This window comes from Mesorhizobium sp. M0207 (assembly GCF_040321995.1).
Lineage (GTDB): Bacteria > Pseudomonadota > Alphaproteobacteria > Rhizobiales > Rhizobiaceae > Mesorhizobium.
On record NZ_JAMYSQ010000027.1, the window covers coordinates 59,558 to 86,506 of the forward strand.

The window sequence follows — 26,949 nt, forward strand, 5'->3', positions numbered from 1 at the left end:
CGGCGCGATTGGTTACACGCGTCGATTAGGTGCTCCATGCGCCAACCGTACAGTTTTCTTTTTTAACCTTACGCCAGGAAAGCCGTACACCAAAATACCCTCTTTAGGCGTAGGGCAGCATCATCGAGGCGTATCCCGAATCTTCAACCTGGGGCTTTTGGTCAAGAACCCGAGCTCGTGGTTTCAAAGCAAGCGAGACGAACGACAGTGAAAGACCTACGATCAATCCTGCGCCTGACGCATGAGCAAGGCCTCTCGGTGCGTGCGGTGTCGGAACGGCTGAAGATCAGCAAGACTTCGGTTTCGACCTGTCTGTTGCGGGCGCGTGAGGCTGGCATCTCGGACTGGCCGCTTCCGCCGGGCTGTGACAATGACGTATCGCTTGAGAGGCTTCTGTTTCGCCGGGTTGGCCGTCCGCCGCAGGATATGGACGAGCCCGATTGGGCGATGATCGCGCGCGAGTTGAAGCCCAAGGGCGTGACGCTGACGCTGTTGTGGCAGGAAAACCGTGCGGCGCATCCCGATGGTTATGGCTACACGTGGTTTTGCGACCGGTTCGGCGCTTTCCAGCGCCGGGCGAGCGCAACGTTCCGCAACCGCCACGAGGCGGGCGCAGTGATGCAGACCGACTATGCGGGCCACACCGTGCCCGTCGTTGATCCCGATACTGGCGTCATCTACCAGGCTCAGATCTTCGTTGCGGTGCTGGGCGCCTCGTCCTTCACCTTCGCCCATGCCAGCTTCAGCCAGAAGCTGCCGGACTGGATCGAGGGCCAGTGCCGGGCACTCGCCTTCTTCGGCGGGGTAACGAAGGCGATCGTCTGCGACAATCTGAAGGCCGGCGTCGCCAAGGCGCTGTGGTTCGAGCCGACGCTCAACCAGACCTTCGCCGCCATGGCCGAACATTACGACACGACGATCCTGCCGACCCGCAGCCGCAAGCCGCTCGACAAGGGCAAGGTCGAGGGGCGCGGTGCTGATCGTCGAGCGCTGGGTCCTGGCCCGGCTGCGCAACCGGCGCTTCTTCAGTCTCGGCGATCTCAACGCCGCAATCGCGGGGTTGCTGGAGGATTTGAACAATCGCCCCATGCGCCACGTTGGCAAAAGCCGCCGCGAGCTGTTCGAGGAGATCGAACGAACGGCCCTGTCGCCATTGCCGCCGGCGCCGTTCGAATATGCGGAGTGGAAATCGGCGAAGGTGCATCCCGACTACCATGTCGAGATCGACAGGACCTTCTACTCGGTGCCGCACGCGCTGATCGGGCGGCGCGTGGATGTGCGGCTCACCCATCGGGTGGTCGAGCTCTTCCATGATCACAAGCGCGTCGCCAGCCATGTCCGCCGCTCGCAGCGCTGCGGCCATGTCACCGTCAACGAGCACATGCCCAAGGCGCATCAGCGCTATGCCAACACGACGCCGGCGAACCTGATCCGGCAGGCAGCCGGGATCGGCGCCAACACCGCCATCCTGGTCGAGCGGATGATGCGCGACCGTCCCCATCCCGAGCAGGGATACCGCTCCGCGTTTGGCATCCTCTCGCTGGCCCGTCGCTACGAGCGGGATCGGCTCGAGGCGGCCTGCGCGCGGGCGCTGACCATCAATGCGATCACCTACTCCTCCGTCAACGCCATCCTCAAATCCGGCCTCGACCGCGTGCCGCCCGCGGCCGAGCCGGTCAAGCCCACGCCATCGCACACCAACATCCGCGGCGGCTCCTATTATCAATGAAGGAAGGAAACCAACCATGCTGACACATCCAACCCTCGACCAGATGCAGGCTCTCGGCCTTGGCGGAATGGCCGCCGCCTATCGGGACCTGGCCGACCAGAGCAACGCCGACGATCTCAGTCGCGACGAGTGGCTTGGCCTGATGCTCGATCGTGAAGCCGCCAGGCGTGCCGACAAGCGTGTGACCAACCATCTCGCCGTTGCCAGGCTGCGCTTTGCCGATGCCTGCATCGAGAACATCGACTTCGCCGCACATCGCGGGCTCGACCGGCGCAATACGCTATCGCTCGCCCATGGCGCCTGGCTGAAGGCGCATGAGAACCTCATCATCACCGGGCAGACCGGCACCGGAAAGACTTGGCTGGCCTGCGCCTTCGGACGTCAGGCCGCCCGGCTCGATCATTCCGTGCTCTACCTGCGCATGCCACGTCTGTTTGAGGATCTCGCCCTGGCGCGTCTGGACGGCCGCTTTCCCCGTCTCATCGACAAGCTGGCTCGGGTGCAACTGCTCATCCTTGACGACTGGGGCACCCACAGCCTGACCGACCAGCCGCGTCTCGATCTGCTGGAAATCTTCGAGGAACGCTACCGCCGGAAATCGACGCTGATCACCGCGCAACTGCCAATCGCCCAGTGGCATGCCATGATCGGCGAGCCGACAATCGCCGACGCCATTCTCGACCGGATCGTCCACAACGCCCATCGCGTCACCCTCGAAGGCGACAGCATGAGAAAACAGAAACCACCGCCGCTCTTGACCGACGCCGAAAACGGCGAAATCAATCGCAAATGAGTTCAACCAGGCAACCGAGGGCCGACCACATCCAGCTGTCCGCGACTTAGTGAAACTGCTGTCCGCGATTTAGCGGAACGACTGTCCCGTTTTTGCGAAATGCGCAGAAAAGGAGCTTGTTCCTAGCGGCGCAGCAATGATTGAGGATCTCGTCGTAGTCCTTGAATATACGGTTGGAGAGCCCCTTGTCATGAATTGCCGCAGGTTTTCGACTGGGTTCAGTTCCAGTGAGCGCGCGGCACGAACATCAGAGTGATGTTGTCCGGCCGCGTCACTTGCGATCCGGCCTGATCAGGATCAGCACCGCATGCGCGCCGTCGTCGGCGCTCCGACTGATCTCGGCGAGGTGCTCCCGCATCGCCGCGGTATCGCAATAGGGCATGCCCTCCCGGAGGCAGACGGGCCGCTGGTCGAACCAGTGGGGGAATTTCACACAGTAGCTTTGCCAATTGCTGCGAGTCCAGCAAGGCTCGGTAGGTGTCTCCAGTTCGGCGATGTCGCGAAGGCGCGCACCGAATTGCGCCGCAAGCTGCCGCCGCCGCGTGACGAGTGCGGGAAGCCGTTGCAGTTGCTCACGCCGATGGCAGCGTGCAGGTCGGTCGGTAGTTGTAGCCGATTCAGGATAGCCCTCGTAGATCACCTGTTTCGAGCTGTGCCGGACCCGTGCCGGTAACGTTCATGCGTGCATGACCTTGTCTCCTGTCCTCGGGGGTAAGTTCACACGTAATCCGACATACTAGACGACGTTTGCAATTCGACGTAGGCGCAAGCTTGAGCGCAACGCCAATCGCCCGGGAGAGTCTCAGTATAGCCTTATCAAGGCCGCATTATGGTCATGAACGTTAGCATTATATCCCATATGAAATTTCTGGTTGTATTGTCAGAATTTCGTTAAGACGATAGATCTTCGTTTTATTGCCCGTGAGTGTCTTTGTAGATACTTATACAGATTACTGCTTAACTGGAGAAACACATGAGATCGATGAGTCGCTACAAGGAAATACTGCGAACACACTCGGAATGGTTGAACAACTTACGCGCGACGACGGAGGCAGCCGAGTGACGACCGAAGCTCCCATTTCCACCGTTTCCGCGTCGACGGCAACGACGCAGCCGGCGCAGGGTCTTACCTACACCACGACACCGATCCAATCGCAGTATGATGGCCAGGTGATTGAAAATCTTGACATCTACGTCACCAACGGGGACGCGGTCACGATTACGCACGACAATGTCATCCTGCGCAATTGTCTTATTCATCACGTCGAAGGTGACGGGGTGGTGGTATCGGGCGCAAACGGCGTCACGATCGAGAACACCGAAGTCATCAACGCCGACCCGCCGGCGGGAATCGACCCCGAGACGAGCCCGAACATCAACAACATCAACGCAGAAAACGCCTCGAACTTGACCGTTCATAACACCACAGTGCGGGAAGGCTCGACTGGCATCTATCTCGTGAACTCGCCCGGCGCGAGTCTTTCACACGTCGATGGCTACGACTTCCATGGCCCAATGCCGCGCGGTCAGTTCGTCCAGTTCAACAACTCGGGCAATAGTTCGCTAACCGACTTCTATGCCGTAAACGACGCCGGCAGTTCGCATCCGGAGGACATCGTCTCGGTATATGGCAGCCCGAATACGACGATCTCAAATGGGGTGATCGACGGTAACAACTCTCAGACCGGCGTGGCCGTTATGTTCGAGAACGGATCGACCGGCGGCAGGGTGGATCACGTTGACGCCATCCATCAGGGCAATGGCGCGTTCTCTTCCTACGCGAGCGATGTGACCTTCGATCACACGAGGTCGTTCGACGGTATCAATGAGGATCAAGGCCGCGGGCTGCCCTCGTCGAATGGACTGATCTGGAATGTAAGCTCCGGCGGGGTCAGCGTCCTGAACTCGAGCTACACCAACCCTGGCAATCCCAACAACACCATCTGGGACGCGTCAAAGGCGGTCGTAGCCGACGTGCACGAGGATCCCACCGCCACCCCAGCGGCACACGTCGACAACCAGTTCACCTGGGACTACGCAGGGGATAGCTCGACCGACGCTGTCACGGGCGCGAACGTCACCCCGCCAATCACTGGCTCGACCGGGACCGAAACTGGGTCTGGAACCGGGATTGCCGCTCCTTCCGGCGGCACCAGCGATGGCACCTTGTACGGCACCGGCGGCGCCGATGTATTGCATGGAACCAGCGGCCACGCGATGATCGGCTATGGCGGCAACGACACTTACAATGTCGATAATGCCAACGAGAAGGCGGTTGAGGCTGTGGACGGCGGTAACGACAGTGTGATCGCCTCGGTGAGCTATGCGCTTTCGGCCGGCTCGGAGATCGAGCATCTCGCCACCAACAACCCGTCCGGCACGCAGGCGATGAGCACCACCGGCAACGAGTTCGCCCAGACCATCGAGGGCAATGCCGGCAACAATGTCATCAACGGCGGACTCGGCGCCGACGTTTTGACCGGTTACGGAGGCCACGATGCCTTCTCGTTCAATACGGCTCTTGGAGCCGGCAATGTCGACAAGATCACCGACTTCAAGCGCTCCCAGGACACTTTCCATCTCAGCGATACCGTTTTTGCCGGGCTTCAGTCGGGAGGGCTTCCGTTCAAAGCTTTCTTTGTAGGTGCAGCCGCGCATGACAGCTCCGATCATATCATCTACAACAGTGAAACCGGGGCTCTCTCTTTCGACGATGACGGGGCCGGCGGCGCATCTCAAACGCAGTTCGCCACCCTCTCCCCACATCTGTCGCTCACCGCAGCCTCGTTCTTTGTGACCTGAAGGACTACGCGGGGAACCAATATCCCGCGAGGGGCTGCCCTGGCAAATAGGGACTGGATCACAGTACCTCAAAGCCATGATCCCGAACCGAAGGTCAGCGTACCAAAAAGGGGAGCCCGGTTTCGGAGAAGATCACGCTCATGGAGTTCCATCCCGATATCATCGGGATGGAACAGACTCGAGTTGTGAGCTTTCCGTAGTTCACGCGGACCGAACCGAGGAGACTGGAGTTACAGACTTTCAGCACTCACCGGAGGGTACTAAATCAATATTCACAAGAATGCCCGTCTGACGCCGTGGCGTCGAGAGGAACTGGCTCGTTCGGCCATCGAGCGACATCTTTCCCAAGCCTTGCGGCGCAGGCCTATGGTGTGTCGAAGCGAGCCGGCCTGTGAAGCTGGTCGATGTAGATCGGCGTCGTTTTGAAGAGAACATGCTCTTCAACCGGTCCATTCGCGAGAACATCGCGCTCGCCGATCCGGCTATCCCCATGGAGCGGGCATCGCTCGCCGGCGTTCACGATTTCATCCTGCGACTGCCCGCGGGCTATAACGTGTCGACTGCGTCATTGCCGGCGCCTGGGTCGCCGGCGTCGCGCGACATGGCTTCTCATCGAACGGATACTCTGATCCTCGAAGCAGCGGACGCCTCGGCACTGAGACAAGTTCGTGTAATTCCGAGTTTATCCATGCGGCATTACGATCCGGTCGGATCGCTAAAGGCTCAGATCTGCGTAGCGGGTCGGGAACAGCTCTATCGTCTCTGCGAGCGAGCCGCCGATTCCGCATATGCGCCGCGGCAAGCCTTATAGCCGCAGGAAACCGGTGTTTGCTTCTCTCCAGGCAAACGCGTCCGGTTGCGCCGCGGGAGCACCCGTCTGTCGGCCAACCTACAATTGACCGCCTGGCGGGCTGTCCCTCTCCTAACCAGCAGGAAGGCAGATGCGCGGGCATCCAGAGCCCACAGCCCCGCCTTTTCCACGCCAACCTACCCGATCGTACTTCGGTCTCGTCGACATCTTGCGCCATAGCGAGCCGTCGTAGCATGCCGTCAGGCCGCTTTGGGAACGGCCGACGGTAGCGCCGGCGGCTCGGGATAGGCCCGCTGTTACGGTCATCGTGCACCGGTATCCCCGAGGAAGGGCTCGGTTAGTCCGTCAGCGCGGGCAAGCGCGGCGGCACTCTTCTTGCGTTATCCAAGTTTCTGCGCATGGCCATTCAAACGGCCATAATGGGAGTCGGTGCGTACCTGGCTATTAACCAGGAAATCTCCGGGGCGCGTCCTGTTTGCGGCGTCACTCATTATGGTCGGGCGCTTGCCCCGACGAGATCATGCAATGGAAAAGTATCGCGTCGGCGCGCAGCGCCCATGTGCGCCTGGAAAGCATATTCCAGGAGAACCCGCCGATTGCCGGACGCCTGCCTCTGACGCCGGCCGTCCGGCGCGCCCTCCATCCCAGACGGGCTGCCGCGGTGCCGGCGCTACGTTCGGGCCGACGAGCGACGGCAGCAACTAGTCACGATTGCCGAGACAAGTCGCCAACCTCGCCGAAGCTGGCGAAAAGCTGCACGTTGCAGATGACGTGCTCAACCGACCGAGCGCGCACCGCGGTCCGGGAGCGTTGTCGGCTTTAAGGTACACACGATAGGAGCCGTAGGTTCGCGCCGGCGAAACCTTGATGGAGATCATCCCTGATGACGACACTTGACCGTCCGGCGAAGAGTCGCCTGTCGACATCAACTCATCAACAATGTTGCCGAGGGCCTTCCTGCCGAGATGCGACTGCCTTCGTTCAAGGCTCGCTCGACGCCGGTCGCGATCGGCGAGGTGCAGACCGTTGCCGGCGGACGCGCCCCATGAGGAAGTGACGCGTGAGCCCTACTACGAATTGAAAGGTTCCGTGCAGGTCTCTCAGTTCCCCGAACAGGTCCGCGAGAAACTCAGGCCCGGTATGCCGGGATCAGGATAGACCGCAGAGACGAGGAACGGTCAGAACGACCAAAGCAACCATTCTAAGGATTTTGCCCAGGAGGACCAGAGTGGACGTGGCCCGTGTCGCCGAATCCATTCCCGGGACGCGCGCCATGCGATGCGGCAATAGCTTGCGAGTTTAAGCTCGTGCCAAGCAACAGAGCAATGGATGGAGGTGTTACAACAGCAAAACGCCCGGCGTTCTTTAGAAATTCTCGACGCGCCTGTTCTTCCGGCACCTGGCTGTCTGTATTTCCTTTGGAAGACTTCCCGCTCTTCATCGAATGTACTCCTATCCTTGTGTAACAACTCCAACGCTCTAACTTGACATATGCCTTTTGTGAAGACAAGGCGCCATCAAGATACAACCAGGAAATTAAGTATTACTACACTTTTGACCCGAGATCGCCGTCAAGGAGGATGCTGGTTGCGCGGCGTCCAAAGTCGAGCGGACTCCGTCGGCCCCAGCCATCGCCATGTAGGAGTCGCCACATACCCCACAGCGAATTGCCGACCAGGCGCAATGGAACGCCGAGGACGGGATGGTACAAGGGGAAGACGCGCCGCCAGTGTTGAAAGCGAACCAAGGGACGCCGCACATATTGCGCCGGTGCTATGACGCCAAAGAAGTGACTCAAGGCCAAGAGTTGAGTATCGAACGCATTCCGCGCATTCTGATCGGGCAAGGATGTTCGGAGCTCCGCCCAATCCAGCTTATGCTGCTCCGCCAGCCGTGCCAGATCATAAAGGTGGCGAAAGTCGGTCCTTCCGCGCCAGTAGTCCGCCTCCTTGATGAGATCATGCATGATCCAGTGGAGGGCCCTAGACTGTGGGGCGGGGATTTTCGCCCTAAGCCCGTGACGGCGGGCAAGCCTCGGGGGCTCGCGGTCAATTTCCCGGTACGGCCGGAGCTCCAGGAGACCGACATCTTGCGGGCGCGCCATGCCACCAGCGACCGTCACTTCGGCGTAGCCAAGCTTGGCAAGACAAGCCCGGGCAGCCCCTTCTTTTGTCGTTTCCACAGCCAAGTCGAGATCGCTCATGATTCTGTCGGGAACCCTGCCGCTCGACGAAAGGAACAAGGGAACGGCCCCTTTGAGCAGGACCGGAACGACGCTCCCCTGATTGAGGGCAGCAACGGCTTCGTTCAGCTGCCTGCGCAAGCGCAAATTGCGTTCCCGGTTGCAGCCGTAAATGAACTGAAGATACTGGCCCACCCCTTCGGGGAGCCGGTCAAGCTGGCCCGTGTGCGCAAGAGTGGCGCACAAGACGGGCGTAAGCAGAGTGTGGTTGGCGAGTGCAATTACCGCCAGCCAGTCGGCCGTTACCACCAGGCGCCCGTTAAGTCCCGCGATCAGGGCCTCGAACGCATCCCTGGTAGGCTTCATCGGCACGCCGCCTTCAGCAGTTCCAACCCGTCACCCAATTTGGCATAGGTCAGGCAAAAGCCCTCTGCCGAGCGGATGACTTGGCAAAGAGCGTCGAATGCAGTGCTACTTAGCTCTTTATTCCGCGCAAAGGCGCCGTTCAGCAAGCCACCCAGGATCTCGCTCGGGTCGATCACGCGCAGGGAAGGTTTGGCATCCTGTGTCCGACAGAGCAAGACCACCCAGCCCACGGGCCGGGGAACGGTAGGGACATGATCCCTAGGCACAAGAAAACGCACACGCCTGCGATCGGGACGCCGGTAAACCCGAGACCTGCCGAGTTCGGGGAAATATTGTCCGAGAATGGACCATGATCCCGATTTGACTGAAGGCGCAAAAGCAAGGCCGATACTCTGTCCGGCCGAGTCGAGAAGTGTCACATCGTCTGCCGCGAAGCCAAACCCCGCGTGGACCAGCGCCAATGTCAGGGTCGTCTTGCCCGAGCCAGGGTTACCACAAAGGAGGAGCGTGCGGCCGTTCTTGAACAGCGCCGCCGCATGCAGGGCGAGTTCATATTCACTGTGCCCAAGCACTTCGGCCAGCAGTTGCCCTTTGACCATAATCGGTATCTGGTCTCGACCACAGGAATTAGTCCAGTGGCCATCCCGGAACAGGTGGATTCGCTGCCCACGCTCAACCAGATGGAACAGGACGTCGACGGCCCTGTTTCGAACTTCGAGATGCTGAAATACGGTCGCGGCCGGAAAGGCGACGGCAGCCGGATACAGTATGCGCACACACACGCCTGGAACAGCAACGACCTGGCAGATATGTTGATGAGCTGCGGTTGGGCACGGCGGTGGAGCAGGCTGGATTAGGCCGAGCCGTTCCCAGTCTTGAAGGGCAGCCTCGACATAGCCATAGGCCTCTTGCCTATCAACGCCACGGGCTGCCATCTCGCCCAAGATAGCCTGGACCGGCACGCCTTCTTCAAGCGAGCGCCAGATATCCGCCGCAGTGTCATTGAGCGCAAAGACTACCCCCTGCGTTGAACTGAGCAGGATGTTTTGCCCTTTGATGCATGCAAGCCGACCTTGGGGAACTAACCTCGCCGTAGCGTACTCTACAAGGGGAGGCCCCGCAGTTCGGTCAGTGGTTCGGGTTTGTTGCGGGCTCACAGAAGCCGTCATCCTCGTTTGTCTGGGCGTGGAGATCGTTCGATTCGAGTGGAACTCACGACCAGAGAGACACGATCTTCATGGCATTCCCCCTCCGCTCCCAAAGCGGTAACTTGCCAACGCCGTTGCCGTGCGGGCACTTTTGCTTGAAGTCGCAGGTTATGCATTGAGCGGTCGCTGTTTTTCGCCCTGATCATCGCTTGCATTCAGTTGTTCTGTAACAGCGCCTTTTGTAGTAGAGCCGCACCTCTCATGGTGTCGAGCCTCACCCAAAGTCGTATTCAATTTATACCGAAGAAGAGGTTCGCTTTTTCCGAGTGGGGTGTCGCTTGGCAGTTAATCGATGGGTCGTCGGCCAGCCGCCACTCCTTGCAAATCAATCACTTGCCACATAAATCGGCAAAGTTGGGCTAGACGGCGTTTCGCCCCGTCCAGATGCGGGGGATGGTCAGAAGCAGGATCTTTACGTCGAGCCAGACCGACCAGTTGTTGACGTACCACATATCGTGTTCGACACGCTTGATCATCATGTAAACATCAGGCGTCGCGCCGCGCCAGCCATTTATTTGTGCCCAGCCGGTGACCCCCGGCTTCACCTTGTGCCGAGCCGGATAAAGAGAGATGATCTGGCTGTATTCGCTGTCATGCGCGAGCGCGTGCGGCCGTGGGCCTACCAACGACATGTCGCCCTTCAGCACGTTCCATAGCTGTGGAATCTCGTCGATACTAAACCTTCTCAATATGCGCCCAACGCGGGTGACGCGGGGATCGCCCCTGCAGGCTTGATGGACAATGGGCCCGTCCTCCAGGATCGTCATCGTTCGGAACTTATAGATCTTGAACGTGCGGCCATTGAACCCGGCCCGACGCTGACAGAAGAGCACCGGCGCCCTGGATTCGAGCGCAATCAGCGCCGCAACAACGGCCAAAGGGGGCAGAAGAAATGGGAGGGCGACAGTGGTCAGCACAAGATCGAAGAGCCGCTTCATCAGGAGCTGAGGCGCCGTCAGGGGCGCGCTTTGCAATTCTATCGCCCTCGTCCCCCCCAGGTTGACGACAGGTCGCTTCAAGAGTGCGCTAACGACGTGGTCCGGTAGGAGCCTTACGGGTACCGCGACCACGCAAAGGTGGGCCGTGATTTTCTCAATCAGGGATATGTCAGCCCAACTGACAGCAAGGACTATCTCGTCGACCGAACGCCGACGCACATGTTCAATGAGCTTATCCATACACTCAAGGAGCGAGCTCTCGCTGGATGCAGCAGGCAATGTAATCGTTTGGCAGACCTGGCATCCGGAAGCCTCGATTGCCTGGACAACGCCGCTTGGCACGCGCACGTCCGATTGCGTTACGATCACTACTTGCGGTTTGGCAAGCATGTCCGACCTGGTCAGCGAGGCAAACAGTCGTCCGGCGCCAAGGCGCACGAAGATGATGCCGCCAAGTCCCGTCACGAAGAACAGCATGAGGGCTTGGCGCGAAAACATGTCTCCCACCTTGAGTGCAAGCGCCACAACCGACAGGCAAAGAAAGACCGCCGTCCAGATCAGCGCGACCTCCTTGATCTGAGAGGCCAGCGACCGCAGCTCGGAACTCAGATACAGGCCGCGCGCATATGCGGAAGTCGAAAAAAGGGCGGCTACAACAACACCGAGCCCGAAGTTCCGGCCGTACTCGCCGAAATGTCCGAAACTCACAAGATCATATACCATTCCCGAGCCGATGCTGAGCAGCACGACGGACATTGCCTCGAGAAGCGGAGACGACTGCAGAAGAACATTGACCTTGAGGGGCGCGTTCCACCGCGGTGCGTTTGACGTGGCGCCCGCACGGGGGCCTTCATGAAGAAGTGCCATGACGTTCACCTGCGTTCGAAGCCGCATTCATCGACCAACATCGGACGACCCCCCTCCTCTGCTGAAAACCACCGGAGTGCCCAGCGTGACGTGGCACCCCTCGCCTGCGATCATTGCCCCTTCACGCGAAGTTCGATTGCGGTGGCTGCGGTAGCACGGGGAATGGCCAGAGAATGGCAGCGACACTGCGCGAATCCAATTCGGCATAAGCTCTAACCCCAAAGGGTAGAGCCGGCCGACACATCGACCTTCCTTGCCCACTTCCGGCGCCTGTTAGCCTTTCGAGTACCTCGAAATGATATGCTCTCGCGCGCAGGCCTGGAGCGGCGGACGCTCCAACGGAAGCGACCGGTTCGAAACTGCCGCTCTTCTCTTTTTTGGGCACCGCTGAGCGCCGAACCCGAAACCGGGTCTCATTTTAGGGCCTGATCGTCTAGGCGAGCGCCATAGCATCGGCGGCGATCCGTCGCAGCTGGAGCTTGCGAACGTGGAGGCGTGGGAGCGGCTGCATGCCGATCGTGGCTAGGATGTGATCCCAACGGTAGACCCAATCGTGCATCTCCAGGCAACGGACCGTACTTGTCCGGCGCAACAATTCCGTACGGCAGGGGTTTGCGTCGAGTTCGCCAATTACGTCTGCGATATGGCTCGAGTCTGGTGATACCTCGATCACTGCGTCTGGCCAGTCGAAGTGCGCGCCGAATTCGGCGCATTGCGGCGCGGTCCCAAGCATGACGGCGCCCCCCGCGGCCCCTTCGAAAAGACGGGCAGGCAGCACCTGCTCGCCGGCAACCGTGACGGCCTTCGAGTTTGCAAGCGTCGCTGGACTGAAAGCCATGAAATAGCGCGTGCGCCTGATGATATTGGCGAGCAGCAAACGATGCTCATGCCACGCCTTCACCCGGGAATCTGTGCTTGCGAGCGTGTCGTAGAGATAGAAGAGGTCCCGCTCTTCGGCCAGCTTCAGAAGCTGTCGGTGTATCTTCGCGGCTCGGTTCCCGATCGAGTATACGTCGATCACGCGTTTGACCGGCGATAGGTACGGCGTTGCAATGAGGCCGTCGACGGCCGTGGCAAGGAAGGAACAGGGCGTGCGGGTGTATTGAGGCAGGCGAGGTATGCACGCGCTGTGCAACAGGAACACGTGGTCGAACTGGTCCAGGAGCTTCAGATATCGGCGGTCCTCTTCGAGAGTGCTCGACCAGAGCTCGAACAGATACGCGACAGCAACCTTGCATCGGCGGCGCCAGTCGTGGATCCGAGACAATTCTACAAGGCTTTGCGGACTCCAGGCGACGAAGAAGAAAAGGTCATAATCTTGCGTGAGCCGAACATGCTCAATGCTTGGCGCATTCATTAACCCCAGCCCTTTGCGAAACGCGTTTGTCAGTCTGTTGAAGTCACGCTGGACGTTGTGAGGGTCGTGCTTTGGCAAAACGGCGTGAAAGCGTCTCGTTAGGTAGTTGTCGATGCCAGGGGCGATCAGATCGGCGTCCTCGCATTCGGCAACGATGCGGCAAAACTCATACGCCGACGCAAAGTGAGCCCGGTCCTTCGCATTGAATTCAGAGGCAACCAGTGTACGTCTCTTCAAGGAATTCTCCCGGCACTTGTCATTCGACTTTCAACTATTCGGCCGCCGCAGGTTGGCCCGGCGCATAGTGCTCCAGTGCCGGGAGGGGTTGCCGACCCAGGATCATGTCTGCTGCCTTTTCCGCGATCATAAAGACAGCGGCCGAAGTGTTGGCCGAGGGAACGGAGGGCATAATGGAAGCATCAACGACCCGCAGGCCCTCGAGGCCGTGGACCCGCAACTGGTCGTCCACGACAGATTCAACACTAGCGGATGGGCCCATCCGGCACGATCCGCACAAATGATAGGCTGTCAGCCCGGTTTCGCGGGCAAACTGCAGCCGGTCGGCGTCGTCCGTTGTTTTCGGGCCGGGAAGCTCTTCCGTGCAGTTGTAGCGCCTGAGCTCGGGGGCCCGAAACAGCTGCTGCACAGTCTTCATGCCGTTGATGACGACCTGTCGGTCCTGATCATCGGCGAGATAGTTGGGCTGGATCAGCGGCGCTTGTGACGGATCTGCCGAGACCGCCCGAACATGTCCGACGCTCTTCGGTCGCAACTGATAATAGCCAAGCTTGATGACCGGCAACCGCCGCGCGCCGCCGTGATCGGTATAATTGCCCAGGGCAAGGTCAAGCTGGATATCGGGGGTGGAGTGAAGATCCCGCGAGTTGACGAACCCGTAGACGAGCGACGGGCTGACGGCGAGAAAGTTCGGGCGGCCCAGCATCCATTTCGCTGCCTCGCGCAGGAGGGCGAAGCCGTGTCCGCTGACCGTTTCGATGCCCTCCACCCGGGCGATCAGGTGGACTATGTAGTGGTCCTGAACATTTGCACCGACACCGGGGGATTCGTGCACAACCGGAATTCCAAGGCCGGAGAGCATTCTCGCAGCACCCACGCCTGACAGCTGCAGCAGCTTTGGTGAGTTCGCCGCGCCAGCGGAGAGGATCACCTCTCGACGGGCCTTCACACAGCTGGTGGGATGACCCGGCCCCCCTCGTCCATATCGAACGCCGATGGCACGCTTTCCCTCGAACAGGACGGCCGTGGCCTGCGCGTTCGTGCGGACGTCCAAGTTCTTCTTTCTGGCGATCGGCCGTAGGAAAGCCCGCGCTGCGCTCACGCGCCATCCGTTATCGATATAGCGCTGATAGTAGCCCACACCGGCCTGGCTTGCCGCATTGTAGTCGGGATTACGCGGGATGCCGGCATTGAGCGCGGCCTCGATGAATGCATCACACAGTGGATGTCGCCAATCGCAATCTGTAACTGGAAGCAGTCCGTCCGTCCCGCGGTAGAAGGGATCGCATGCCCCAAGCCTCCGCTCGGTTCTCTTGAAATAGGACAGCACGTCGGCGTAGCCCCAGCCTCGATTGCCCTGGTGGGCCCACTCGTCGAAGTCTGCAGCCGCGCCGCGGTTGTAGTTCATCCCGTTAATTGCGGTCGAACCGCCTAGTGTCTTGCCCTGCGACATCGGAATAGAACGGTTGGCCGTCCCCGGACTAGGCTCCGTGTCGAACTGCCAGGCATATTTCGGATTCGAGGATGTCTTGTAGAGTCCCGCCGGAATGTGCAGAAGGATGCTGCTGTCGGCCGGGCCCGCCTCGAGCAGGCAGACCATATTGGTCCCATCAGCCGCCAGACGATTGGCCAAGACGCAGCCTGCCGCCCCGGCTCCGACGATCACATAGTCAAAGACGTCCGCTTCAACCGACATCGCCTCGCGCTCCGCTTATTACCAGCTTCAGAGAATGGCAGGGAATCCGGCCGATGGCACTTTGCCCATCGGAGTTAAGCCTTATGGAGGGCTTTCGCGGCGGCCAGAATGGAGAGATGGTGTGCGAAGTGCTGTGCGTGCATAAGCCTGCCGCCGATGTGCATTCTTCGCGAACCTGCGCCGCTGGCGCACAGGGGAAAAATGGGGATGCCTGACGACAACCTGACCGAAGAAGCCGCCTTGCCGAGAGGTAGGGTTTATCTGCATCGCGTTGGCCACCTCGACGTCTCCGCACAAGCCGAATCGACGTTTGGCACCCGAACCGGGCGGGCTGATAAATTTCATGTTGCGCGGCCGGCAGTCTCTTGAACCCCGGCGCCTTAATCGGCGCCGTCTCCTTGCCGGGCTGCTAGCGCTGCCTGCCTCGGGTGCCGTCGGTGCAGCGGTGCCCCTGGCCCAGGGGCGATCGGGCGATAAATGGTTCGGGGGTGCCGTCTCCCTTGCGCGTCCAAGTGGACCCGTGCTCACGCGCGCGGATGGGCAGATCATTGAAAACCTTGACATTTACGCCCCCTATGGCAACGGGGTCACGGCACTCCATCAGGGCGTCATCGTACGCAGCTGCCGCATTCGTCATGCCATGGGCAGCGGAATATACGCCCGCGGAGCCGCCGGAATACGCTTGCAGGATCTCGAGATCGATCATGTCGGCGTTCCCCCGGGGACCGAACCAAGCCAGAACCGCAACAACATAGAGCTGGAAAGCTGCCCCGATGCGATCATCATCCGTGTCAAGGCGTCCCGCGGCTCCTCCAATATCTATGTCTTCGACTGTCCAGGCACCCAGATGAGCTTCCTCGAACTCCACGACGCGCGCGGGCCGTTCCCCCGTGGACAGAATGTGCAGTTCGACCGCTCTCCGGATACGAGCCTGGAAGAATTCTCGGCCGAGAACGGTCCCACCTCCTGGACCGAGGACAACATTTCCGCCTTTCACTCGGATCGCTGTACAATTCGACGTGGACTCGTCTTCTACAACAACAGTCCCACGGGCGCTGGCGTCATGCTGGAGGGAAGCTTCAATTGCCGGGTCGATGACGTCGATGCCGTTCAACAGGGCAACGGCGCCTTCTCGGCCGTTCCGCAGGGCAAGGTCGGCAGTGGCGGTTGTTCGTTCAACCGCTGCCGGAGCCGGGACACCTACAATGAGCCACGGGACGGCAGGGACGCCCCGACATCCAACGGCCTGTCGTTCCATACCCGGATATCAGAAGGCGCTGAAAAGCACAGTGTTAGGGACTGCTGCGTCTACGCGCTCGCCAGTCCCCGCAACCTCATCTGGCAAAGGGCGGCCGTGCATGCCGGTTGGTCCATCGAGCGCAAGCCGTTTGATCCCAGACCGCCATTGCGGCTTGCCTTCAACTGGCAGTGAGCAGAGATCCGATGTGGCCCTATCGACGACGACGCCAAAAGAGAAGCAGGTCTGACAGCATTGACCGCGACGGCGACATCCCAAGCGTCCAGAGAGGCGCTGATGCAAGAATCATGCGTCCCGTCGTCGTGCTCGTATCGATAGGTGTGTCGACGATGCGAAGACCGACATGCTTGCTGCCAAGCCTTTCGATGAGCGCCAGCACTTCGCGGGTTGTGCGCGCAACACGGTACGGCTTCGTGACCGCAATCACGTCTCCTTTCCTGACACATGCGATCGCCCTCTCGAGCTCCGGCGTCGAACCGAATATGCCAGTCTTCTCGCAGAAGAACTTCTCGGCTCCCAAGCGGGCAAGATAAAGCTTTTGCGCCTCCAGCCTGGCAGCGGGTTCGAAGGTGTTGATACGACAGTAGCCGATGATCATCGCAATCCCCAATCGTAAGAAGCTTTCAGCGAGGGTCCAAGGTGCCCGAGGAAGCCGCTGACGATCTGCGAGCCTGAATGCCGCTGCGGCTCGGCAGTCCCTTTGTCATCTCCCATGTCCGCAGAGATCCGCGAGCTCGAGATATTGCTTTGCGACTCCCTGTGCATCGAACCGTCCCACCCACTGGCCGGCACCTGCCGACAAACGCGACCAAAGGTCATCATCGTCCAGCACAGCCTTCAGCGCTGCGGCCATCGCCTCGGCCTGTGGTTCGACCACTGCCCCATTCACGCCATCCGCGAGCAGATCCCGGCTGAGCCTTGAAGACCCGACGATGGGCGTGCCGGTGGCGATCGCCTCCATCACCGTTGCCGAGGCGACAGGGACCGTATAGCGCGTGGGGAAAGCGGCGACGCGAACGCGGCTGTGTAGTTCGCGAACGCGTGCTCCCTCTGCCATCCCGAGAAGGACCACGTGCCCCCGTATCGCTTCAGGAAGAGCGTCGACCGCCTTCGTCACCGGTCGTGTGATGTCACCCGTCAGGTAGAGCCGTACGGAAGGGTCGTTGAGGGCGCCGAATGCCCGGATCGTCGCCTCTGGCACCTTGTAGGGCGACGTGCCGGCATGGAGGATTGCCCGCTCGCGCTCTGCCAGCCCACGAGACGCATATGACTGGCGATCGATGCATTTGGGAATTTTCAGGATTTGGTCGCTTGGCAGCCCAAGATCTCGCACCAGTTCCTCCTGAAGCTCGGTCGTGGAGGCGACGACGTAGTGGCAGCGCCGCATGCTCGCGCGTCGAATGGCTCGCCATACTGCCGCAAGCGGCCCTTTCCGCCTCTCGAGATCGTGAACGACCTGGACGATCGTGCCACGCAGCGGTAGCGGCACCGTCTCGCTGTGGATGACAAGGTCCGGCCGGAACCGATTGATGATACCGATCGCCCGCAGCCATGCCGCGACTGAGGCCGGTCCGGTCAACCGCGTGCGGCTCAATCCGATTATCGGCAACTTGAGGCGAGGCGAAAGAAGTCGCTGGAATTTCGCGCTTTCGAAGGTGCCGACCACGATCTGCACCTGGTGCCCCAGTTCGAGCAACGCCTGGGCAAGTGCCACAATGAAGATGCTCACACCATCAGGTGAATCCAAAGGTTCGCGCCGGGTCAAGACAATGCGCATTCGATCGAACCGTGACAACAGGTGCCTGCGGGCGGCCGCAGCCTCCAGTGGCACCGTGTTTCAGCAATGGAAGCAAAAGAGGACCTCGCCGAAGTATGCGAGGCGGCAGGATCGATCCTCGAGCAAATGGGGAGTACCCCGGCCCGCACTGCGCTTGTTGACGCGTGAAGCTTGGTCTGCCCTATGGGCCGCCCTGGTCGGTTCCTGCCAGCCCATGTTCCGGCCCACCTCACGACACTGCCGCTAAGGCCCGGATCGGGCGCCTGACCAGGGGTTCATAGATGGCCATCAGCCGATTGAAGTTTGCTTCGGGCGTGTACCGCTCCTGATAGGCGGCATAGGCCCTGCCTGCCACTTCCTGCAAGGCAGATCGGTTTGAAAGCGCCCAGCGCACCTGATCGGCCAACGCGCCGGCATTGCCGACAGGAACGACAAGGCCGGTGACGTCTGGCTCAACGACCCCCTTGATCCACGGCAAATCCGTGCAGATGACCGGCAGCCGGCTTGCGAAGGCCTCGATGACGGTCATGGGAAACAATTCATAGCCTTTCGACGGAAAGAGCAGGAATGCTGCAGCCTGCATCTCCTTCAGCACCGTGTCGCGCGACTGACGCCCGAGATATTCCACGCGCTCGCCCGCAGACTGCTCGACGAGCGGAGCCAACGGCCCGTCGCCGATGATCCGCAGCGGATAGTCGATCTCCTTCCACGCCTCGAGCAGCGTGGCCACTCCCTTGTGGTGCTCATCCAGTCGTCCGACGAACAGCCCTCCATTGCGACGAAGGTCACCGAAGATCGGCGGCCTGGCAACCGCATTCGGCTTGACGACGATGCGTTCGGCCGGCAGGCCGCCTTCCACAAGCTTGTGCCTGGCCCAGTCGGTAAGGGCAATGAAGCGGTCGACCTTGCGGGACCAGGTGCCGGCCCGCTTGTGAAACTCGACCATTGCGGCGACGGCGAGCGTGCCCGCCAGGGAATTCCTGTAGACCTTCTTCGGAACAGTCCACCAGCAGGCGTGGCGGAGACTTCGCTCCCGAAGCCTCTCATCGGGATAAAGCAAGGCGCTGGGACAGAGAATCCTGAAATTGTGCAAGGTCATCACTGATGGCACGCCGGCCTCGCGGCACGCATCCAGGATGGAGGGGCTCAGGAGAGGAAAGAAATTGTGGATATGGACGACATCCGGTGAAAATTCCGCCAATTTTCGGGACAGGGTCCGCCGTGAATGAGGGTTGTAGATGACCCCCACGGCGCTAGAAATCTTCCGCGCGACCGACACGATATCGTCATTCGTGGCGGAGAACAGCTCGACGTCGACCCCATTCTGCTTGAGGCACGCGAGCTCCTCCCGAACCACGCTGTCCTCTCCGGCCCTTATCTGGTAGAAATTATGAACCATTAAGACGCGCATCGCAGTCCGCCACGTCCGAATCTCAATTCGGCATCCCGGACGCCGGTGGCGACGACGCGACGGCTCCGGAAAAGTCGACCTTTGGCAAAACGACCTCCACAACGTCGCCGGGCGCAAGCCCGAGATCTTCGCTGCCAGGGAGCGTCTCGGCGCCCTGCTCTCGCTTTCTATGCACTGTTATCTCGGGCCGACCCGCGGCTATCAGCAAGGTGGATTGCGCTTGACCTGTAAGCGCCAGCTTCTGCGCAGTACCCTCAAGACGCGCCGAGGTCTGGGCCAGATTCATATAGGCCTCCTGTAGCTCTCCCAAGGCCGCGATTCGTCGTTCACTGTCGATCTTGTTCATCTGTCTGACATATTCGCCGCGCTGGCGCTCGATGTTCGATGCCTGGACGATCGTATCGAGCAGTTGGGTTGATGACATAAGCGCCGCTCGACGGGCTTCAGATAGGCGCGTGGTCGCCGCCAGGCCCTTCTGAAACAGCGTCCTGACTCTCTCGTAGTCGTCGGTGTCGGCCTGGCTTCCCTCCTCGTCCTTCTTCTTCTTTTCAGACAGGAGCCCCAGTTGCATGTTAGCCTCCTCGACAGCACGTCGCAGAAGCTCCTTGTCCTTTTCACTGTCTGACTGACGAGCTTCGATATGCGCTGTTGCCGTTTGCTTCAATCGTTCGGCGAGCGCCTCAGGCACCGGTGCGTTCTCGACATGTTCGACTTCTTCGCCGAGTTCGGTGCGAAGGCGCCAAATGCGAACCTGTTCCGTTGCGAATTGCGCCCATAGGGCTTTGTACTCGGAACGGAAATCGGCCGCTTCCATGAGCGGATTGGCGATGCGAACCTGGGCAGCGCTGTAGCCACCCGCAACCGCCACAGACTGTCGGACAGTCATACCCGGCCGGAAGATGTACTCTCCCGGCCTGGCCACATCACCATAAACATAGATGGGCCGGTATTCGGCAAGCGAAACGAAGACCTGGTCCGTCTGGATCAGCTGCGTTATTTCACGGCCGTCCTCGGTCCCCCGCCGATAGGGCTTGCTGGCGAGACTGCCGGCGATTATTTCCTGCGCTTGTTGAACGGAAAGGCCGCTGATTTGAACCGCTCCAACCAGCGCCAAGTTCACCTCGCCGTCCACTCCGATCAGCAATCGCTGCCTGAAATCCGGAATACCAGGGACCGATACTTCCAGCGTATCTCCGGGCTTTAGCTTGTAGTCGGCAAGTGCCGCTGTCGGAATCAGAGCGATGGCGCCAGCAAACGAAGCGAGGCGGGTCGAAGCCATGGTCATCGACAGCGCCGACAACAAGGATCTCAACAGCTTCATGGGTCCCCCAACGGGTTGCCCCCGTATCTCTACGGGCGGCTTATTACGGGTTTCTCCCCGCGCGGGCGAACCTGCGCAGTGGATGGCCCTATGCTACCAGAAGAGGCATAGCCGAGGCCGAGGCAAAATGGCTGGCTCGCTGGCTCTTTCGAGGCACTCCTGATGGACCGGCACGGCGCCGCCGCATGAGCGGGCACATCAGTGGACGGCTCCCCCGCTCCTGCCGCGCCAAAATCGTACAACGCGATCCCTTCTACCGAGACCGATAGCCTGCCCTATGTCGGGAGGGCCGCATCCATGTTCGTTCCGATGTATGAACAAGCGTAATGCTGCGTTCGATCCGGTTCAACTGGAGGAAGTTCCACAGCCAAGGCCGGAACGCTGGCGCGAAGCGCAATCAAATAGCCGTATGAGAAAGCAATTCCCACAATCTGTAGAGGGCTCTCCAGGGCCGGATTGACGAACATGGCGAGGAAAATCGTGATGAAGACCGTGGACGCATGATTGCGAACACCGCGTGGCAGTCGATTTGGCGGGAAGGCCACCAAAATGGCAGACACGATCAAAATGAAACCAATGACCCCCGTCCGCAATATGGCTTGAAAGAACGAATTGTGAATTCCTGTCGAGAGTACCTCAAGCATTCTGGCATGCGTAATATTATGGGTGTCGGGAAGAAAGGTAATATCCTCGAATCCGGGAAACTCGTATCGCCATCGGACAGATTCCCTCCCAAATCCGATGCCAAACCCGTATGTATCCGCGACGGATACGAGTGCGTCCGAAATGAACGCGAGTCGGATCCCGGAGTTCGGGTCCAGAGCAAAGGTTTGAGGTATGAAGTTGAGCCCGACGGCATAAGCCGAAGTCAGTGCGGTCGCCAAAGCTGCGGCCATCAACCGGCCGGGCACGCCAATCAGAATGACGATCGTCGTGACCGCAAGCACCTTGAACTGAGCCAAGGGGCTGGCGAGGGCTATGCCCAAAAGGAGCAAAATGCCGCCGTATCGGCGCCAGTCGTTCGTCAGAAAGATACCGCCTGCAATGAAAAACACGGCAATGACCATGTTGTTGATCAGCGCACCATAAAGAATCACTATCGCGGCTTGCCCAGATGCGCGCGGATATTGCACGTCCTGCTGAAACATCACCGCCGGCGCGACAACGAGAGACAGGAACAGGAAAACGGGTGCACCAAAAAAGGCATTGCCGCTCATCAGCCTGCGGCGGAAATAAGCCTTGGACGCCCATGCGACGGCGAAGAATCCAACAATCGGGACGATTTGCCTTGTGACTGCTTCTTGAAGGAAGTGAACCTGCCAGGAATCCGGCATCAGCCTGTATCTGGACAGCAGGGCAATGAAGAGGCAGAAGGCGGTGTAGACCGCGAGCAGACGAGGCGGCACCGTCTGCCGCAGCAAGGCATAGGCCAGACAGACACCGACCGGGACCACTATGAAGAAAAGGCCAAGCAGGCGCAGGGATATTGCGAGGGCGCAGGCCAGCCAAATGCCCGAGAGAAAGAGGGTGTAGTCGAGCACGTCAGGGGAATGGCTGGAAACGAGGTCGACCGGCTTTGAACCCTTCCTGCGTGACAATGTCGCTGGCGAGGTCATGGCCTGTATTCCCGGTTAGGACTGAAAGCCGCACGGTTCATCCTGGTCAAAATTACTGCCGAGAGTTTCTCTGCAGGGATGATGCGCAGGATTCCCTTGAGGTGATCCGCGAAAGTGCGGCGTGCCTGCAACACCAAAAGGACCTCGTTGATGACGCCCATGGCAGCTTCCAGATCAGCGATGCGATCGGTGCTGTGAAAATCAACCACTATACAACTGTATTCTTGCTGCAGATGCTGGAGTGCAGCGGAGATGGAGAGCGAGGCATTCAACTCGGAGATTGACCCGGTGGGCCTGAGAACCAGAACTTCCAGCCCTCCCTGATGCGCGGGAATGATGGCAAACGCCCTTGCGAGCTTGCGACCTGGCTCCGCGTTCACCATTGGTTGGTTCATCGATGGCTTTTGCCAATTGGCATCAATGAGCAGTGTCTTTTGCCCGGTCGCCGCAATGAGCCTTGCGAGATGAACCGCCACCGTGGAGCTTCCGGACTTGGCGAGGGGTGAAGCAACGCCGATTACAAATCCGCCTTGGCGGCCCTGAACTCCGCGCATACGGCTGGCAATTTTGCTCAGCGAGCTGTGAAGCTCGGGAGCGTCCTTTGAGTAGACGGGCTGCAAAGACTGCTCGCATGGCCCCACAACATTCCACCTGCGGCGGGGAATTCTGCGTATCCCTACAATCCGATCAAGGCCGGTCGACCTGTGCACATCCTCGACCGTTATCAGGCGGTGGTTCATTGCTTGCCTGATCAATGCGTGACCAACGCCGGCAACCCCACCGGCCATAACGGAGAGGGCTACCATCAGGACGGGTGGCGGCCAACTGCGTTGGCGAGGCGGTTCGGCCGCGGTGATGACCCTTGCGCTCGGGATCAGCGACGAGGCGCTAAAATCGGAGAGGGTCCGCTGCAGAAGGGCATTGTAAAGCGAGCGATAAACCTCGGCCGCGCTCTGCTGCTCGCGGAAAAGGACTCTTGCCCTCTCCGCAGATTCAGGGTCCGATTGGAGTTCCTTCAGTGATTCGGTCACAAAAGCCTTTTCCCGAAGTTCCGCCAGCCGCTTGTGCAGATCAGATGCTTCTTCCGCGCCAGCCGCCTGCCTGCGCTCGCGCTGATTTCCGATGTAACCGTCGGCGATCGCGTTCGCGAGCATGGCGGAGAACTGAGGATCGGAAGAGGTGACCCCGATCTCGACGGCGCTGGAGGAACCCATCTGAAGAACGGAAAACGCGCGCCTCACAAGGACCATCGCCTCATCCCGAATATTTGGCTCCGCCGTCGGCAGTTCGGTGCCGAAGTGAGACGCCAATTGGCCCTGCACATAGCTGGATATCCGGGTGCGCAAGCTGTCGTCCGTCACAAACTCTTCGTCTTCCGCTAAGCCAGTGTGGTCAACAACACGTCCGACGACTTCGTCCGACTGAATGACCTGTATCTGGCTCTCTACATAGACCCTCTCATCCGCCTGAGCTTCGCCCGGTTGCGGAGCGGGCGGAGATGAAAGGAGGATCGTCGCATAAGCGCTGTAATATCCAGGCGAAAGGACTGTATATGCGCCGCCGACACCAAGGCTTACAACCATCCAGAGGAGGCAAAGGCGCCAACTGCTTCGAATAAATCTCAAGATGTCTTTCACGGTCAGCTCGTCGCGATCCTTGGGAGGTATCTGCTGGTGAGGCGACCCGGACGGCTGAACGACGAAGTGATCGGTGGCGAACATACAGACTCTCCTACGACTGGAAACGATCGGCCTCGTGCTCCAACGGCGCGGATTGGGACGCCGGGGGATGTGCTCGCACCCGGCCTGCGTCGCAAGCCGCCGCCGTGCGAAGGACTGCCGCTCCGCCAATGAGGAAGAAGCCGGCTGAAACCACCAGCACGACGACTTCCTTCGCCACCATCGCGTAAACAATGGCTTGCTCCGCCATGACGAAAGACAAAGAATATGCGGCCACCAGGAATACTAGCAGACCGGCTGCATTAAGGGCCGCCCATTCGTTTTCATATCCGTAACTAAACATAAATACATTTGATGTGAATGTATTTATATTCATAAGAAATGGTATGATAGCCATCGCACGCACTATAGGTGTCGCTCCTGAAAATTTATCTCCAAACAGAATCAAAATTATGTATGGAGCAATAAAGAACATTCCAATACTCATCGCCGCCCCGCCCGCTACGGTGAATAGTGATCTTCTTATCAATCGAACCCCGGCAGCCGGATCGACATGAGCGTAGTATGAAACCCTCGGTATGAAAGTATCCATAAGCAACTTGAAAAATACTCTCGAGGCTAACAGAAACTTTTCGGCGACAGAATATTGCCCGGCTGCGACATAGCCTGCGAAATGCTGGACAAGGGCAACAGGGAGGGTGACGAGGGCAGTCTCCACGGCTATGAAAAGGCATCCCCTCCAGCCATTGCGCAGCTGCATTCCAATCGTCGAAAGCGTGACGGACCTGAAGCCGCCGAACCCAATGGGAAGGATGAAAGGTAAGCAGATGACGCCACTGACGACGGGAACTGCGCTCTGGATGGCAACGGCGAGTGCGACCTGGTCAGGTGATGCGACCATGGCGACGAAACAGACGAGCGCCAGAACGCGAGCAACAACCACGGCGACGGCCGCCTGCCAGGCGCGTTCAAGGCCGACGAAGAGCCATGCCGGAAAAATAATGCCGCCGGCGGCCGAGAGCATCGCGCACAGGAATGTCGGCCTACTGAGCGCCAGCACGTCGCCGGCCAGCACAAGGCCCACCAGGCATACGGCAATGAACAGCACTGCCTTGGTGGCCATGACCTGAGCAACCAGGGACGCGATCGCCGCCGGCTCGTATCGGAGGGAAGCTACCCTGCGCTGCGCCGTCCAATGAAATCCATAGGCCACAACGACGGCAGCGAGTTGTCCGATGGCGAGCGCATACGCGTAGCGCCCGAAACTCATGGGTCCGAGGACACGCCCGGCATAGGGCAAGATGATCAGCGGCTGCAGGACGTCGGTGACATGCAGGACAGCCAGACTGGCGGCCTGTTTGCTCAGGGTCATGGTAGCCTCCAGTCAGGTGCCTGTCGAGGCAATGCAAACCACCCAGTCCAGATATGGCAGCGCCGCCTCCCAGAAGCAGCGCCAAAGAACAGCCGGCCGTGAAGAAGTTGGCGCAGATCGGCAATACGGCGGTCCAAGTGTGTTCACTGGTTCCGCCTCCCTCTAACCGTCACGAAGTCTGCGCCTGGGAAGCAGCGTTGCCTGCAACAAAGCCAGGATGAACAGGCTGTTCGTCACGAGATACCTGCTCGCCAGCCGGCGGGGATCCTGGAAGAGCCGGTGCAGCCATTCCAGCCCGCTCTTCTGCATCCATTGCGGCGCCCGTTTGACGTCTCCGGCGTGGAAATCGAAAGCTGCTCCTACCCCTAACATGACCGCATTGATCCGGCCGCGATGCGCCTGCATCCAGCTTTCCTGCTTGGGACATCCGAGCCCCACCCACATGATCCTCGCACCGGACTGATTGATCATTCCGACCACTGCCTCATCCTCCTCGGCCGACAGAGGGCGGGGCGGAGGTGAGTAAGAGCCCACGATGTTTATGCCGGCAAACTCGGTTCGAATGCACTGTTCGAGACGCTGGAGAGTGCCCGGGCTGCCGCCGTACAGGAACATTGCCGAGCCCAGTTCCGATGCCCTCCGGCAACAAATCCACATCAGGTCCGGTCCGGCGATGCGCGGCTGATCCGCGTGTCCCTGCCGTCTCAGCATCCAGGCCACCGGCGCTCCATCGGGCGCGACAAGATCGGCGCTATCCATCGCTTCGGCATGGGCGCGATTGCGGCGGGCGGTGACGACACTGTGGGCATTGCACAGGAAAACCGTTCGGCTCTCCCGCCGCAGGGCCCAGTCGAAGACGCAGTTGACTGCCTGCGCCAAGCCCAGCGCGTGCACGGGTACCCCAAGCACTTGCTCGCGCACCACTCCCTGATCGATCGCGAGCTCTGTCATGCCACCCTCGATTGCTGCAATGGTGAGCCATCATCACAGCGTGCGGGCACTTCGAGTGCAAATGCTATTCCGAACGGGAAGCTGGCGGGCGGCGCTCATCGGAGGTACTTAAAAGGAATATCCGAATATCCTGTCCGAACCGGTGTGGTGCACCCCGATTCTGAGACACGAAAAGGGTAACAGTTCTCCATTCGTTAAGGAGAGCTGATGAGGAGAGAAGAACCCGGGGCGGCGGTTCAGTGGCGAATTCAAGAGAGCGGCGGTGTAACGCATGGCTGCGGGCGCCAATATGAGCAAGTTGGCGCGGGAGCTCGGCATCTCTGGCAAGGGTCTCTATCGCTGGCAGAAGCAGTTTCGTGCAGGCGGGCCAGCAGCTCTGCGCGGTCGCATGGGTCCGCCGCGAGCGGTACGCCGGCTAGGTGAGGCGGACGACCCGGGCGGTGCAGCGCCGGCATTGCCGTCGGAAGCGCTTGACGGTAAGCGCGAATTTCCCCGCACCTTTTGCTGTTGAGTGCTCTGATGCATGAGAAGCTATGCGGGGGAGCGGCGAGGTGGCACCATCGTCGTACGATCAACCC

Annotated in this window: 20 protein-coding genes and 2 pseudogenes; 7 read left to right on the top strand and 15 right to left on the bottom strand. The window is 59.9% G+C overall.

Annotated elements, in window-relative coordinates:
- Nucleotides 1-177: 177 nt before the first annotated feature.
- Nucleotides 178-1,729: pseudogene (gene istA, locus NKJ15_RS27235) on the top strand (IS21 family transposase).
- A gap of 16 nt (nucleotides 1,730-1,745) precedes the next feature.
- A complete protein-coding gene (istB, locus tag NKJ15_RS27240; protein ID WP_352818817.1) occupies nucleotides 1,746-2,522 on the top strand; it encodes an IS21-like element helper ATPase IstB in 777 nt (258 codons plus the stop codon).
- A gap of 271 nt (nucleotides 2,523-2,793) precedes the next feature.
- Here the strand turns inward: istB and NKJ15_RS27245 are convergent, their stop codons facing one another.
- Entirely contained in the window at nucleotides 2,794-3,162 is a 369-nt protein-coding gene (locus tag NKJ15_RS27245; protein WP_352818819.1) for a hypothetical protein, read from the bottom strand.
- A gap of 419 nt (nucleotides 3,163-3,581) precedes the next feature.
- On the opposite strand from NKJ15_RS27245, the gene NKJ15_RS27250 reads away from it, so the two are divergent.
- The 3 genes and pseudogenes from NKJ15_RS27250 (at nucleotide 3,582) to NKJ15_RS27255 (ending at nucleotide 6,135) form a co-directional block, all read left to right on the top strand.
- Nucleotides 3,582-5,324: a calcium-binding protein gene (locus tag NKJ15_RS27250; RefSeq protein ID WP_352818822.1), complete on the top strand. Its 1,743-nt coding sequence runs from the start codon at nucleotides 3,582-3,584 to the stop codon at nucleotides 5,322-5,324.
- A 264-nt stretch (nucleotides 5,325-5,588) separates the two neighbouring features.
- Nucleotides 5,589-5,707, top strand: a pseudogene (locus tag NKJ15_RS33075) (IS481 family transposase); the annotation flags it as partial.
- 8 nt (nucleotides 5,708-5,715) lie between these two features.
- Nucleotides 5,716-6,135, top strand: a complete 420-nt coding sequence (locus NKJ15_RS27255) for a hypothetical protein (RefSeq protein ID WP_352818853.1) — start codon at nucleotides 5,716-5,718, stop codon at nucleotides 6,133-6,135.
- A gap of 1,201 nt (nucleotides 6,136-7,336) precedes the next feature.
- Here the strand turns inward: NKJ15_RS27255 and NKJ15_RS27260 are convergent.
- From NKJ15_RS27260 to NKJ15_RS27285, 6 genes are all read right to left on the bottom strand, one after another.
- Complete coding sequence (locus NKJ15_RS27260; protein ID WP_352542497.1) at nucleotides 7,337-7,576, bottom strand: hypothetical protein; 240 nt, start codon at nucleotides 7,574-7,576, stop codon at nucleotides 7,337-7,339.
- A 105-nt stretch (nucleotides 7,577-7,681) separates the two neighbouring features.
- On the bottom strand, nucleotides 7,682-8,683 hold the full coding sequence (locus NKJ15_RS27265; protein ID WP_352818825.1) for a nucleotidyltransferase family protein: 1,002 nt from the start codon (nucleotides 8,681-8,683) through the stop codon (nucleotides 7,682-7,684).
- Complete coding sequence (locus tag NKJ15_RS27270; RefSeq protein WP_352818828.1) at nucleotides 8,680-9,840, bottom strand: PqqD family peptide modification chaperone; 1,161 nt, start codon at nucleotides 9,838-9,840, stop codon at nucleotides 8,680-8,682. Before NKJ15_RS27270 ends, NKJ15_RS27265 begins: the two co-directional genes overlap by 4 nt.
- A gap of 410 nt (nucleotides 9,841-10,250) precedes the next feature.
- Nucleotides 10,251-11,696, bottom strand: a complete 1,446-nt coding sequence (locus NKJ15_RS27275; RefSeq protein ID WP_352542499.1) for an undecaprenyl-phosphate glucose phosphotransferase — start codon at nucleotides 11,694-11,696, stop codon at nucleotides 10,251-10,253.
- 433 nt (nucleotides 11,697-12,129) lie between these two features.
- Complete coding sequence (locus NKJ15_RS27280) at nucleotides 12,130-13,290, bottom strand: glycosyltransferase (RefSeq protein ID WP_352818831.1); 1,161 nt, start codon at nucleotides 13,288-13,290, stop codon at nucleotides 12,130-12,132.
- Between the two features lie 34 nt (nucleotides 13,291-13,324).
- Complete coding sequence (locus NKJ15_RS27285) at nucleotides 13,325-14,986, bottom strand: GMC family oxidoreductase (RefSeq protein WP_352473810.1); 1,662 nt, start codon at nucleotides 14,984-14,986, stop codon at nucleotides 13,325-13,327.
- A gap of 520 nt (nucleotides 14,987-15,506) precedes the next feature.
- On the opposite strand from NKJ15_RS27285, the gene NKJ15_RS27290 reads away from it, so the two are divergent.
- Nucleotides 15,507-16,418 carry a right-handed parallel beta-helix repeat-containing protein gene (locus NKJ15_RS27290; RefSeq protein ID WP_352818834.1) on the top strand — a complete coding sequence of 304 codons (912 nt, stop codon included), beginning with the start codon at nucleotides 15,507-15,509 and terminating at the stop codon, nucleotides 16,416-16,418.
- Between the two features lie 19 nt (nucleotides 16,419-16,437).
- Here the strand turns inward: NKJ15_RS27290 and NKJ15_RS27295 are convergent, their stop codons facing one another.
- The 8 genes from NKJ15_RS27295 to NKJ15_RS27330 all read right to left on the bottom strand — a co-directional run bounded on the left by NKJ15_RS27295 (nucleotide 16,438) and on the right by NKJ15_RS27330 (nucleotide 26,371).
- The gene (locus tag NKJ15_RS27295; protein ID WP_352473812.1) at nucleotides 16,438-16,842 is read right to left on the bottom strand and encodes a recombinase family protein; all 405 of its coding nucleotides are present in this window, start codon (nucleotides 16,840-16,842) and stop codon (nucleotides 16,438-16,440) included.
- Between the two features lie 105 nt (nucleotides 16,843-16,947).
- Nucleotides 16,948-17,973, bottom strand: coding sequence for a glycosyltransferase family 4 protein (locus NKJ15_RS27300; protein WP_352542502.1), 1,026 nt, complete (start codon nucleotides 17,971-17,973; stop codon nucleotides 16,948-16,950).
- A 277-nt stretch (nucleotides 17,974-18,250) separates the two neighbouring features.
- Nucleotides 18,251-19,549 (bottom strand): glycosyltransferase family 4 protein, encoded by a 1,299-nt coding sequence (locus NKJ15_RS27305; protein WP_352473815.1) that lies wholly within the window; start codon nucleotides 19,547-19,549, stop codon nucleotides 18,251-18,253.
- Nucleotides 19,455-20,732 (bottom strand): polysaccharide biosynthesis/export family protein, encoded by a 1,278-nt coding sequence (locus NKJ15_RS27310; protein ID WP_352818837.1) that lies wholly within the window; start codon nucleotides 20,730-20,732, stop codon nucleotides 19,455-19,457. The genes NKJ15_RS27305 and NKJ15_RS27310 overlap by 95 nt, the downstream gene beginning before the upstream one ends.
- Nucleotides 20,733-21,028: 296 nt before the next feature.
- Entirely contained in the window at nucleotides 21,029-22,369 is a 1,341-nt protein-coding gene (locus tag NKJ15_RS27315) for a hypothetical protein (protein ID WP_352473817.1), read from the bottom strand.
- Nucleotides 22,366-24,090, bottom strand: a complete 1,725-nt coding sequence (locus tag NKJ15_RS27320) for a GumC family protein (protein WP_352473818.1) — start codon at nucleotides 24,088-24,090, stop codon at nucleotides 22,366-22,368. Before NKJ15_RS27320 ends, NKJ15_RS27315 begins: the two co-directional genes overlap by 4 nt.
- 10 nt (nucleotides 24,091-24,100) lie before the next feature.
- Nucleotides 24,101-25,420 carry an oligosaccharide flippase family protein gene (locus NKJ15_RS27325; RefSeq protein ID WP_352473820.1) on the bottom strand — a complete coding sequence of 440 codons (1,320 nt, stop codon included), beginning with the start codon at nucleotides 25,418-25,420 and terminating at the stop codon, nucleotides 24,101-24,103.
- 162 nt (nucleotides 25,421-25,582) lie between these two features.
- Entirely contained in the window at nucleotides 25,583-26,371 is a 789-nt protein-coding gene (locus NKJ15_RS27330) for a WecB/TagA/CpsF family glycosyltransferase (protein WP_352473821.1), read from the bottom strand.
- Nucleotides 26,372-26,642: 271 nt separating this feature from the next.
- On the opposite strand from NKJ15_RS27330, the gene NKJ15_RS27335 reads away from it, so the two are divergent.
- Nucleotides 26,643-26,882 (top strand): helix-turn-helix domain-containing protein, encoded by a 240-nt coding sequence (locus NKJ15_RS27335; RefSeq protein WP_352818840.1) that lies wholly within the window; start codon nucleotides 26,643-26,645, stop codon nucleotides 26,880-26,882.
- Nucleotides 26,883-26,949: the final 67 nt, after the last annotated feature.